This window comes from Chromatiales bacterium 21-64-14, assembly GCA_002255365.1.
Lineage (GTDB): Bacteria > Pseudomonadota > Gammaproteobacteria > 21-64-14 > 21-64-14 > 21-64-14.
In genome coordinates this window covers 1-11,830 of the sequence record NCBI01000041.1, presented here as the reverse complement: position 1 = coordinate 11,830, position 11,830 = coordinate 1, and the positions used below count along the sequence as shown (strand labels likewise).

Sequence of the window (11,830 nt, the reverse complement as noted above, 5' to 3'; positions counted from 1 at the left end):
TTCAGACCCACCTCATCCATACGTTGAGCCGCATCGCGGTGGCAACCAAGCCGCGTGCCAAACGGGTATAAAGGTCGGTCAGATAGAACTCCCGGGAGCCAAGGACGTACAATGTCAGCCAGAGCCGTCCCGAGCGCCGCGCATGGCGCCGACCGTTGTTTTCCGAGTAGTAGGTAAACACCCAACCCGCAACAATCAGCACGGTGACCAGCCCGACCAAGAGATCGAACCGCACGAGATTTATGCCGGCCGCAGCGAACAGCAGCCGTCGGAAGGCCGCGTCCGGATACAGAAACAGTTCGAATGCGTGGCTTATAAGCGTATAGCCGACCACTACCACGGCGAAGGAAGAGATACTGAGCACCGCCAAGCGCCAGAAGTTCTGCGCCCGCATACGATAGGTGGCAAAGATCAGCTGCGCACCCGTCACCCATCCGAAAAACAGCAACACAATCGCACCTTGCTCCTGGAAGTAATCCTGAGATACCAGAAAGTGCGCCGCCATCAAGATGGTCACCGGCACGATGAGCGTAATCGCCGCCATCAGTATCCAGGGCTTGCGCGTTCGCGCCGGGCGTTTCTCAACTACGAAGGTATAGATCTCGTCCTTCGGGACGCCATCATCCTCCCGGGCCGTATGTATCACCCCGCCTGAGCCTAAAAATAGCGTTCCCTTGAACAGTCCGTGCGATATCAAATGGAAAATCGCCAGCGCGAACGCCCCCACCCCGCACTCCATGATCATGAAACCCATCTGTCCCATCGTCGAGTACCCAAGGGATTTCTTGATGTCGTTCTGAGTCAACATGAGGCTGGATCCGATCAGCGCCGTAACCAGTCCGACAATGAAGACGCTGGGCAACACGTCGGTCGTGTGAACGAAAACCGGTGCGAATCGATTGATCAGAAAACCGCCGGCATTGACGATACCGGCGTGCATCAGCGCGGAAACCGGGGTCGGTCCCGACATCGTATATGGGAGCCACGTATGAAGCAGGAACTGGGCGGACCGGGCGAACGCGGCGAGCGCGACCAGCGTGGCGACGACTTCCGGCAACGGCATCCCGAGAAAGCTGTGGCCCAGCGGATTCGCGCCGATCTCCGCAAATATCCTGGGCAGCGACCAAGTCCCGTAGGCGTGGTACAACAGGCCCGCCGCCAGTACCAGCGGCAGATCGCCCAACCGATAGGTGATCAGGGTCCAGGATGCATACCGATGCGCCAGATGGCTGCGGCCATCGTGACCCAACAGAAAATACAGGAGAACACCGATGAGGTGCCAGGCGGCCAGCAGCGTAATCAGGTCTCCCGCCGAGACCATGACCAGCAGTGTCCCCGTCATGAGGTCCAACAACACGAAAAATCGCGGGTAGCCCGGCTCCTCGGCCATATAGCGGACCGAATAGACGTGGACGATGAGGCTGATTCCGGAGATCACCACGCCCATCAGGGTACTCAAGGGATCGAACAGGAAGATCCCCCAGTGCCCTGCCAGAGCGAACTGGGTGGGAGCATGCCCGGTCAAGGCGAGGAACAACGCTCCGGCGGCGGCCACGAAGGTGACTGAAATGGCGCCAACGCTCAGACGCGCCGCACTCCGCCCCAGGCGCGCGCCGAGCAATTGGATCATTAGGGCGGACGCGAACGGCACGGCCGCTGCTACGACAATCAACTGTTCCATAGAACCCGCGTTGATCTGTTCTAGGTGTGATTCGGACCCGCCTCAGTCGGGCCAGACCCGGCCCCCGCTCTGGTAAGGATCGTCCGGATTGTGGGTCGTGCGGCCCGCGGCGGGCCGGGGAACGGCGCTGTCCGCCTTCCCTCCCGGCGCTTGCCGGCCATCCGGCGTAGCCGCAGCCGAGCCGGACGACGCGGCCGCGCGGCCGGTCGCCGCAGCCTTTGTCTTACGCAGCGAATCGACCAGTTTCTGTCCGGTTCTGTCGGATGTGCTCATTGTGCCGTTACCTCGCTAAGCAGGCTTTGGATCTCCGCAGCGGCTGCCGAACCGCGCCGCCCCATGTCCAGAACGCTCTTCCCTTCCAGCACGCTGGCCCTATAGACGGCCCGGCGGCAAATCGGCGTCCGGGCGGCCGGCAATGCCAGCTCGGAAAGTGCTTCACGCATGATCCGCGACAAGGTGGTGCGCGATTCAAGTTGATTGATGACCAGCATCGCCTTCAGTCGCGGGTTGACGCGTCGCGCCTGTTCGATGGCATTCTCGATGTGTACGGTCGCCCACAGATCGAGTGGAGACGGCTGCACCGGTACCAAGGCGACATCGCTGACCGCGAGCGCCGCGTGTGTCTGATGCGCATGAACCGATGGAGGACAGTCAATGACGACATGTCCGTACCGATGTGCGCTACGCGCGAAGATCGCTTCCAAGTCAGCGGCCGTATCGAGAACGGCAGGACTGCGGTCCCGACCGGCGATCGCCTGCCACTGCAATACCGAACCCTGTGGATCCGAATCGAATATGACCGTACTCGCATACCGGTCCAGCGCACTGGCCAAATTGACGGCGAGCGTGGACTTTCCGGCGCCGCCCTTACTCCCCACCAGCGCGATGACGGTCATGCCAGACCGCCTCAGTTCACCGGGTCCAGCGCCAGAAGTCCGTCGAGCTCCTCGGCGAAGCGGCGCTGGGCAGAACTCACATCCTTCGCGCCTTCCTCCGCGTGGATCGTCACGTTCACATAGTCCCGGGCGAATCCCATATCCGGATAGAACCCTTCACGCTCGGACAGCGCGGCTGCACGGTCCAGAAAATCCCGAAGCGCGGCGTAGTCCGAAAACTCATATCGCCGTTCCAGACGACGCGGGCGATCTCGTTCCTGCCAGTGCTCATGCATGACGCGCCTCCTCCGAAAATTCGTCGAAAAAGTATGTCAGGGGCCTTCCTAAACCCACGGCCTCGACCGGAATTCTCGTGTGGCCCTGCTCCACGCCGGCCGCAGAGCGTCCCGATGCGTACTAAAACGTCGCACGCGTGGGTCCTGTCGTCCTTCCCTCCGTCGACCCGACTTCCTCGAGCCACAGGTCGAGCTCGCGTCCGTGCCCGCGCTCCTCCTCCAGGAGCGTTTCGAAAAACAACCGGCCATCGTGATCACCCTGTCGCGCACAGTAACGGGTAGCGTCTTCGTACAGCCGCATCAACTCGTTTTCGAGCGCCCGGTCCTGCCGCAGCAGTTCGCTCAAGTCCCGGCCCAGACCGACCGGCCGAAGAATGGAGGCGTTCGGCGCCACCCCCAGAGCCAGCATGCGCGAGATCACCCGGTCGACATGACCCAGTTCTTCAGTCGCCTCAGTGCGCAGACGCTCCGCCGGCCGGGTCAGCCCCCAGGTCGCCGCAAGGCGTGCCTGGGTGCTGTATTGCTGGACCGCGCTGAGCTCCAGACTCAGCGCCCGACCGAGATACCCCAGTATCCGAGAATCGGAGTGCGGTGCGCTCATGACTGCGAACTCGTCAGTCGCTGCATCTCAGGGCGCTCGAATCGTGTGCCGCGACCAGTCCGTCGCCCACACGCTCGCACGCATCGGCGCCGGCACGCACGGCCGCGTTGACCGCACCGGTCTCGCCCCGCACCAACACGGTGACGTAACCACCACCTACGAATTCGCGCCCAATCAGACGCACCTCCGCGGCCTTGGTCATTGCGTCCGCCGCCTCGATGGCGGGCACCAGCCCGCGGGTCTCAATCATGCCGAGCGCAATACCATTGGTACCGTTGGCCATGGCTGGAATCTCCTGTCGGATCAATAGTGGTGTGCCGCGACCAGTCCGTCGCCCACACGCTCGCACGCATCGGCGCCGGCACGCACGGCCGCGTTGACCGCACCGGTCTCGCCCCGCACCAACACGGTAACGTAACCACCGCCCACAAACTCGCGCCCAATCAGACGCACCTCCGCGGCCTTGGTCATTGCGTCTGCCGCTTCGATGGCGGGCACCAGCCCGCGCGTCTCAATCATCCCAAGTGCAATACCGTAGCTCTCGCTTGCCATCGTCGTCTCTCCGTCGTCAGGATTAAAAAGCCAAAAACCGCCCTACCTTTCACCTAATTCCCGCAGCGCTAGCCGCTGCCCTTACCCGTATCTTTCCAGGTATCCGCTGCGCCCTCGTTGGTGCCCCAGTTATCGATGATTCCTCCGATGGTCAGATCGGTCAGGACACCGAAATCGCCCGTCGCGTAGCGCGCCGCCGAGCCACTTACCGTGAAAACCCAATTCCCCGGCCGTGCCCCTACGGGATCGACCGCCACGTGGCGCCGCCCGGCGGCGTCGCGCAACACACGCAGACTGGTCTGCTGCAACCCAGCTACCCGGCGCGTACACACGAGCGGTGCTTCCACTTCCAGGATGTCCATAATTCTTCGCCTCACTCCTGCCCCGGTTCCGGCGGCCAGTGATCGATGATGCCGACGATCGTAAAATCGCTCGGATACTCCTTGCTCCCGGCCGCTTCGCGCGCCGCTGAGCTTCCCACGCAGATCACCCAGTCGCCCGGAATGCACCCCACGGAGTCCACCGCCACGAGCAGCGCACTGCCGTCCCGCACCACCTGCAGGTGGCGGTGCTCGAGACCGGGGATCCGGTTCGTCGCAACCAGCGGGCGCTCCACCTGGCAGATCTTCATTAGCGCCCTTCTCCTTCGACGAGGCCCGGAACCGAACCGCCCAACACCTCGATGCGACCTCCCGCCGCGCAGTCGCGCACCGCCAACAATGTGTCCAGCATCCCGCGCCCAATCAGTTCCGCATAGCGCACGTCCATGGCCGCCGCCACGCGCCTGCATTGCTCCACCGCACGCTCGCGCGCACCCGGGACATGGCCCTGGTAATCGAAGCGCACTACGACCGGAATCGGCAGGCCGTGAGCAACGTTCAGATGCGAAAATATCTTTACACCCACGTCCAGATCGGGCGCCGCCTCCTCGACCGTGTCGAGGTAGGCGAAATACGTGAGATTACGAAGCTGAACCTCTTCGAACCCCTTACCCGCACCGATAAAACGTTCGGCGTGACCGATATCCGCATAGCGCCCGTCCTGATACCTGCGAACGTAATCGATCTGCGAAAGATTGTGTTCGATAAGACGTTCGATCATCCGGCGCATCCCGGAAGCGGCCATCGGTGCCGCCTCCTGCACGCGCGCCTCGATGCGTTGCCGGCCCTGCTGCGCGGTCAACGTCCGGGTGTCCTCGTAGATCTGTACCGCATCGACATAGCGTTCGAGGTCGATCGCACCGTCCGCGCCGGGGGCGTGAATGCGAACCGCATCGGTATCCGTATCCAGGCCGATCAGCAGGAGGTCGATCGAGGCGCCGCAGCAATAGGCATTCTGCACAGCCTCCTGGAAGCTCCCGAGCCGGTCCCTACCGGCCCGCGCGGCGACTTCCGCATTCGATCCGTGGGCAGCGCACCCTTCGTGCTCCGGATCGCCGGAGCTGTAGTGATATACGACCGTCTTCAAGTAGCGGGTAGGTTCATCAGCGGTGTTGGGTCTGCCCTCACGGAAACGCAGCAGCTCGGTCTCCGTCCATTTCTCCAGACTGTCCTGAACGTCGAACAAGCCACCGGCGTAGGACTTGCGTCGTACCACGCGGTACGGAAGGCGCAGAACATAGCGAATGACGTGCGCCAGGCGACCGTCTGCGCAGGGCGATACATCCAGGAGATGAAACCCGCATTCCTGCAGAAAGCCCTGAAAATCTTTGTCGTCCTGTGAACCCAGTGGATCAGAGGCGAAAAAGTCGTCGCAGAAGCGCCGATAGGTCCGGAATACGCACCAAGAGAACAGGCGCCTCATGTCGAGCTGCCCGACCCACGCGTCGGCGAGGATCTCTCCCGGAAGATCAAACCCCAATTGGTCACGGGCGACGCTCTGCGCACGCGATTCGAAATCGTGCTCGCGCTGCAAGGAGGAGATCTGTTTCAGCGCGGGAACGATGGCATCAAATGACGATTTGACCCGCCGTTCGTAGTCGAACAGCCGCGTGTTCTCCTCGGTCCGCACGAGCGGATGCGAGCCGGGGACGCGTGCCCCCGCTGGGCGCGCGGCGCCCGCTGCCCCTGGGCGGCGGCGCGGCGCCCCCGCCTGAGGCGTGGCACCCTTGGTTGTCGAATAGCGGTGGCTCAACATTGCACTTTCTCTATTCTTCCGGTACTTCCGCGTCAGCCGCGAGCCCCGCCCGAGTAGGTCACCAACGCGCCGCGGTCCGTATTGCCGCTTCCGCCGGTCACCTTGTTCCGGGGCTCCGGTAATTCGTCATTGCGCTTCTTCGGTTGGGAAACGACCGGCATCGCGCCCGTCGAACCGCCGCGTCGGGTAGGATTGCGCCGCATCGACGAAAACCCTTCAGTTCCCGTGATGCGGTCGCCGCGGTCCCAGTCGTCACCGGTGATTTTCTGCCCTGCGTCCATGCCTTCCCCGGAGATACGCGACTTCACGCGGCCCTCAACGAGTGATGCGGTTGCGGGTGCCTCCTCCGGCACGCTATGGGCACGGCCAAAGCGCGCCTCTTCGGTGCCTGTGACCTTCCCCGTCGCCATACTGAACGATCCCGTGATCTGCCCCTGCTCGTAGGCCGAGCCGGTCACCGCGCCCGGATGGTCTTCACGCTGAGCCGCGTGCGCCGGGGGAGCAACGCTGAACTGACCCCAGGGGGTCTCGCCGAGCGGCTGGGGAAAATCGGGACTACCGGGTTCGGCGGGAATAGCCGGACATGCCGCCGCATACTGATCCGCACCGACATACGGCGTGCCGCTGATGTTGTCGCAGGCACCTTTGTGCGCACCGGTAAGTTTCCCGCCAATCCCGGGTTGCAGGCCAGTCATCACGGAGCCGGGCGTCGATCGCATCTGGCGCGTACGTGCAGCGGCCGTCTGCTCCTCCTTGGGGGCACAGTAGGTGCGGTACTGCTCCGCACCCGCATAGGGCGTACCCGTGATGGCCTTGCATGTGCCAGGTTCGTCGCCGGTCACGCGGCCCGAACGGCCGGTCAAGGTGCCCGTGACGACCTCACCCTTGAGGGTCCGCGATACCCCCACTTTGCGGTCTTCCGGCCGCGGGGTGGCCGGGCAGAATTCGCCGTACTGCTCTTCGCCGATGTAGTCGTCCCCGGTGACGTTACGGCAGCTCCCCGGTTCGTCACCGGTCACGTGTTCGCTACGTCCGACGAGACTTCCGGTCACCGCACCACCGCGCAGAGTCCGGCTGACACCAACCTTCGCCGGCGCCTTTCCGTCACCCCTCTGCATGTACTGCGTTCCGGTCAGCTCCCGAGCGGCCCCCGGTTCATCCCCGGTTACGCGCGATGAACGACCTACATTGTTCCCCGTCACCACCTTGCCCTTGCGCGTCTTGGACGAAGTGATCTTCATCGGTCCGGGCGGATCCGACTTCGTCCCGCAGAAGACCTCGGACTGGTCCATCCCTAAATATTGGGAACCGGTCACGCGCTTGCAGGTACCGGGCTCGTCTCCGGTAACGCTGAGGCTGCGTCCCACTAGCACGCCGGTAACCCGGTTCCCGTGACCGGTGGGGCTCACCCCGACCTTGCGCGGCGAGCGCTCGGATTCGGTCTGACAGAACTGACGGAAGATGTCGGCCCCCATATACTCGGTGCCGGTCACATTGCGGCAGGTGCTGTACTCGTCCCCCGTCGTGCGGACACTGCGCCCGACGATCGTGCCGGTTACCGTCTGGCCGCGCGTGGTCTCGCTGGCGCCGACCTTCCAATGGGCGTCCTGTGCCGCGCCCACGGCGGCCTCCGCCTTCCGGTTCGCCCGCTTACGACCGCATGGCTCGGACTTCTTCTGTCCGGCGGCGCCGTTGTGACTGCGTTGGGCACGCAGGACCCGGGCGAGATCCCGGCTGGACAGATTCGGGTTCGCGGCCCGTGCCCGCTCCGCCTGGGAGGCCCCGCTTGCGCGCAGTCCCGCCTTTCCGCGCCCGGAGGTCGCATGACGCCGGGCCAACGCCGCGGCCCGTGCCGGGTTCATCACCGCGGTCTTCATCCCCATACGCGGTAGCGGGCGCACCGTAGCCGCCGGACCGGGCGCGACACTCGGCGCCGCGGCCACGACCGGTTCCGCCGGTGCATGCCGGGACAATGCCTCGGGCTCACGCCGCTCGCCGACGCGACCCTGCTTGCATCCACATCCGCAGCCACTTGGCGCGGGCGGCGATCCCGCGCTTTCCGACGCGGCGGGAAGGCTCGCCCCGGCTCGCGTGCGGTCGGCGTGAACGAGCCCCGCCTTTCCTTGTGTGGCCATGGCCCGGCGCCGGGCCCGGGATGCACCGCGGGCCGGCGAACCCGCCACGGCGGCGGACGGCGTCGACGCGCCGCCGCCTTCCGGCGCCGGCATTGCCGGCGCCGGCCGCTGCGGCCGCGCGGCCGCGGCGGAACCGGTTGTGCCGATACCCGCCTTGCCCTTGGCGGCAAGCGCCCGGCGCCTGGCGCGGGAGGCCGCACGTGCATTGTCTGCAGTCTGTGCCATGGTTCACCTCGTCGTGTCGATGAGTGGCGTACCCCGCCCGGTCAGCTGCGTCCTTCGAAGACGACGAACGCCAGACCCTGGGACTGCGTGTAATTGTCGTAACCAATCAGGCGGACATGATGATCCGGATAGGTCCGGTGACAGGCCTCAAGCTCGTTGATGACGTTTGCCAGACTGGACTCGCCGAAGAACGGGAGCTTCCACATCGGCCAGTAGTCGCTATCGACCTCGGCAGGGTGTTCGTGCTCGATGGCCGGCGTCCAACCTTGGGCGATGATGTAAGCAATCTGTTGATGAATTTCGTCCTGCGTCATCGGCGGAAGAAATCCGAAGGTCTCCAGGGTCTGCGCGGTCTGGTAGTCACCCATCTCAATCGTTCTTGCCATAATGATCGTCTCCTGAATTGATCGATCCGGTACCGGTTAGAGCCGTATCCTCGGCATCAGGCCAGATCCAGCTTGTCCACCGTTTCAAATTCAAACTTGATTTCTTTCCACGTCTCCATGGCAATTGCCAGTTCCGGACTCTTGGCCGCCGCTGCCGTCAGGATCTCGCGTCCCTCCTTCTCGATCTCGTGGCCTTCATTACGCGCCTTAACACAGGCCTCCAGCGCAACGCGATTGGCCGCGGCGCCTGCCGCGTTGCCCCACGGATGGCCCTGCGTTCCGCCCCCGAACTGAAGGCAGGAATCGTCGCCGAAGATCGTCACCAGCGCCGGCATGTGCCACACATGGATGCCGCCCGAAGCCACTGGGAACACACCCGGCATTGAGCCCCAATCCTGGTCGAAGAACACGCCGCGCGAGCGATCCTCCGGAACAAAGGATTCGCGCAGTTGATCGACGAAGCCCAAAGTCGACGCGCGATCGCCTTCGAGCTTGCCCACTACGGTTCCGGCATGCAGGTGGTCCCCGCCGGACAGGCGTAGGCACTTGGCGAGCACCCGGAAATGGATCCCGTGCTTGGGGTGGCGATCAATCACCGCGTGCATGGCGCGGTGGATATGCAGCAACATGCCGTTCTTACGACACCACTTTGCAAGACCGGTATTGGCCGTAAAGCCACCGGTGAGAAAGTCGTGCATGATGATTGGCATCTTCAGTTCTTTCGCGAACTCGGCACGCTCGTACATCTGCTCCGGATCGGGCGCGGTTACATTCAGATAGTGGCCCTTGCGCTCGCCGGTCTCCTGCTGCGCCTTGAGAACCGCCTCGGCGACGAACTCGAACCGATTCTGCCAGCGCATGAACGGCTGTGAATTGACGTTCTCGTCGTCCTTGGTCAGGTCAAGACCCCCGCGTAGGCACTCGTAGACCGCGCGGCCGTAGTTCTTGGCCGACAGGCCGAGCTTCGGCTTGATGGTGCACCCGAGCAGCGGTCGACCGTACTTGTTGAGTTTGTCGCGCTCAACCTGGATGCCGTTCGGAGGCCCGAGGCAGGTCTTGATGTAGGCGATGGGGAAGCGGATGTCCTCGAGACGAAGATGTTTCAGCGCCTTGAAGCCAAAGACGTTGCCGACCAGCGAGGTCAGCACGTTCACGATAGAGCCTTCCTCAAAGAGGTCGATCGGGTACGCAACGAACGCATAGAACGACTCGGAATCGCCCGGAACTTCTTCGATGCGATACGCGCGGCCCTTGTAGTACTCGAGGTCCGTCAACAGCTCTGACCACACCGTGCTCCAGGTGCCGGTGGAGGACTCGGCGGCCACGGCGGCGGCGACCTCTTCGCGCGGAACGCCCGGCTGGCCCGTGCACTTGAAACACGCCAGCAGGTCCGTATCGAGAGGCACATAGTCGGGGGTCCAGTACATCGCACGGTACTCTTTCACACCCGCTTGGTAGCTCGCGCTCATATGAGGGGTCCTCCTAGTTGCGAAATTTTCGAATTCCACCGGCAGCCTCGTGCGCGGTGGCAGGCTGCCCGAACCGTCGAAAGCTGATCCGCAGTCTGGGTGAGGCTTAAAATAAATAACAGTTTAAGTTTTCGAACATTTACTTAAATCATCATTTAATTTAAAGCCTATACCGGGCGGATACGCCCCTTCGATCGCCGGGGAATGTTCATGCATGGAGTCAGGAGGGAGTCTGGAATAAGTTTTTCGTAAATTACAGTTGAAGTTTTTTAATTGTTATTTTTAGTTTTATTAAATCTCTTTGGCCATCGGAGCGCGGCGGCCGCTCCCCCGAAGATCCGGACGACGGCTGCCCCAGTGCTGCAGTGTACGTAGCGGATGGACCAAGGACCGTTTGAATTTCTAATGCCACCCTTAAGGCATCCTTTTACGAATTTCGGACCGTATATTGATCCCGCCGGATACCGTTAAAGACAGCGGTAGCGCCTTCGCATGATGCTCGCGACATCGAAAAGCCCGACCACCCACCGCATAGCGACAGGCCCCCGATATTGCAGGGTTGCTGGCGGCGCGGGCGATCCGTCCTTGACAACTCGCTTCGTCTGGCCCAGCGTAAGCCTGTAGCGATCCCGGGTACGGCGTGCGCGTGCGCCGGGCCTATGTTCCACCTACGTGCGGCTGAACGCGGCACCCAGCCACGAGGACAAGCCGATGCTGGAAGAAGACGAGAGTTCCCTGGCCCACAAACCGCAGTTTGCGTCGGCCCCTCAACAGGCCCGCAAGGCGGCGACCGTCGAAGACTCCCTGGCCGCGGCTGTGGAACTGAAGCCTATGGTCGGAGCCGTCAGACGCTTCGCGCGCCAGCGCCGTTCAGCGATTGCGCAACGCGGCAAAATGGCGCTACCGCCGGATCAGCGATAGGCGCGCTACCGGAAGGATTGCAGCTGGCAGAAGCGGCGTAAACCACCGCGCGTCGAAATCAGGGCGTAGCGGAGAGCCCACGATAGATCGATGGAAACCAGGCCGGTACGCGTGCCTTCTCGTCTCTCCGCGACCGTCCGTCGGCGCGCCAGCGCCCCCCGGGCGCCCGCCCGCCAGTCCGGTTCACCCAGCACCGACCGGGCGTACAGAGACACCCGCTCGTTTTCACGCACCACGTACCCCTCATAAAGGCGCACGAGCGGTTGCACCGCCGCACCGTCCAAGCCGCCACCCTACCTAACAGCCACCAACCGGGGGCTCAGCTCCCGCCATGGGCCGTGGCGTTTCCTGAGTCCAGCGACGAGTGCATCGATCCAGTGTACGCTGCCATCCTTGCCGTCACGGTGCGCACGCGCCCGGCGCGGTCAAGGGCCACTCGTCCCGGCGGTAAAACTGGGACACCCACAATTTATCGCCCTCAAACTGACGCCCGACCCGAAACCAGAAGACGTATTCCGCTACACGGTCACGCGGGCCTCCCGAAACATCTGCG

At 63.3% G+C, this 11,830-nt stretch carries 14 protein-coding genes; 1 reads left to right on the top strand and 13 read right to left on the bottom strand.

The genetic code is table 11. The features are described from left to right. Position 1: 1 nt before the first annotated feature. From B7Z66_13555 to rbcL, 12 genes are all read right to left on the bottom strand, one after another. The gene (locus tag B7Z66_13555) at positions 2–1,681 is read right to left on the bottom strand and encodes an oxidoreductase (GenBank protein ID OYV75268.1); all 1,680 of its coding nucleotides are present in this window, start codon (positions 1,679–1,681) and stop codon (positions 2–4) included. A 269-nt stretch (positions 1,682–1,950) separates the two neighbouring features. Then, positions 1,951–2,577, bottom strand: a complete 627-nt coding sequence (locus B7Z66_13550) for a hypothetical protein (protein ID OYV75267.1) — start codon at positions 2,575–2,577, stop codon at positions 1,951–1,953. Positions 2,578–2,588: 11 nt separating this feature from the next. Beyond that, a complete protein-coding gene (locus B7Z66_13545; GenBank protein ID OYV75266.1) occupies positions 2,589–2,852 on the bottom strand; it encodes a pterin-4-alpha-carbinolamine dehydratase in 264 nt (87 codons plus the stop codon). A gap of 121 nt (positions 2,853–2,973) precedes the next feature. Continuing rightward, positions 2,974–3,453, bottom strand: coding sequence for a bacterioferritin (locus B7Z66_13540; protein ID OYV75265.1), 480 nt, complete (start codon positions 3,451–3,453; stop codon positions 2,974–2,976). A 13-nt stretch (positions 3,454–3,466) separates the two neighbouring features. After that, positions 3,467–3,736, bottom strand: coding sequence for a carbon dioxide-concentrating protein CcmK (locus tag B7Z66_13535; GenBank protein OYV75264.1), 270 nt, complete (start codon positions 3,734–3,736; stop codon positions 3,467–3,469). Positions 3,737–3,756: 20 nt separating this feature from the next. Beyond that, positions 3,757–4,005 carry a carbon dioxide-concentrating protein CcmK gene (locus B7Z66_13530; GenBank protein OYV75263.1) on the bottom strand — a complete coding sequence of 83 codons (249 nt, stop codon included), beginning with the start codon at positions 4,003–4,005 and terminating at the stop codon, positions 3,757–3,759. A gap of 68 nt (positions 4,006–4,073) precedes the next feature. Then, positions 4,074–4,367, bottom strand: coding sequence for a carboxysome peptide B (locus B7Z66_13525; GenBank protein OYV75262.1), 294 nt, complete (start codon positions 4,365–4,367; stop codon positions 4,074–4,076). Positions 4,368–4,378: 11 nt separating this feature from the next. Beyond that, positions 4,379–4,636, bottom strand: coding sequence for a carboxysome peptide A (locus B7Z66_13520; protein OYV75261.1), 258 nt, complete (start codon positions 4,634–4,636; stop codon positions 4,379–4,381). Further along, positions 4,636–6,141: a carboxysome shell carbonic anhydrase gene (locus B7Z66_13515; protein ID OYV75260.1), complete on the bottom strand. Its 1,506-nt coding sequence runs from the start codon at positions 6,139–6,141 to the stop codon at positions 4,636–4,638. Before B7Z66_13515 ends, B7Z66_13520 begins: the two co-directional genes overlap by 1 nt. Positions 6,142–6,173: 32 nt before the next feature. Then, positions 6,174–8,501 carry a carboxysome shell protein gene (locus tag B7Z66_13510; protein OYV75259.1) on the bottom strand — a complete coding sequence of 776 codons (2,328 nt, stop codon included), beginning with the start codon at positions 8,499–8,501 and terminating at the stop codon, positions 6,174–6,176. Between the two features lie 41 nt (positions 8,502–8,542). Then, on the bottom strand, positions 8,543–8,887 hold the full coding sequence (locus B7Z66_13505) for a ribulose bisphosphate carboxylase small subunit (GenBank protein ID OYV75258.1): 345 nt from the start codon (positions 8,885–8,887) through the stop codon (positions 8,543–8,545). Positions 8,888–8,943: 56 nt separating this feature from the next. Then, positions 8,944–10,356, bottom strand: coding sequence for a ribulose-bisphosphate carboxylase large subunit (gene rbcL / locus B7Z66_13500; protein ID OYV75257.1), 1,413 nt, complete (start codon positions 10,354–10,356; stop codon positions 8,944–8,946). A 711-nt stretch (positions 10,357–11,067) separates the two neighbouring features. Between rbcL and B7Z66_13495 the strand changes: the two genes are divergently transcribed. Beyond that, on the top strand, positions 11,068–11,277 hold the full coding sequence (locus B7Z66_13495; GenBank protein OYV75256.1) for a hypothetical protein: 210 nt from the start codon (positions 11,068–11,070) through the stop codon (positions 11,275–11,277). A gap of 5 nt (positions 11,278–11,282) precedes the next feature. On the opposite strand, the gene B7Z66_13490 is transcribed toward B7Z66_13495, so the two are convergent. Beyond that, a complete protein-coding gene (locus tag B7Z66_13490) occupies positions 11,283–11,561 on the bottom strand; it encodes a hypothetical protein (GenBank protein OYV75255.1) in 279 nt (92 codons plus the stop codon). Positions 11,562–11,830: the final 269 nt, after the last annotated feature.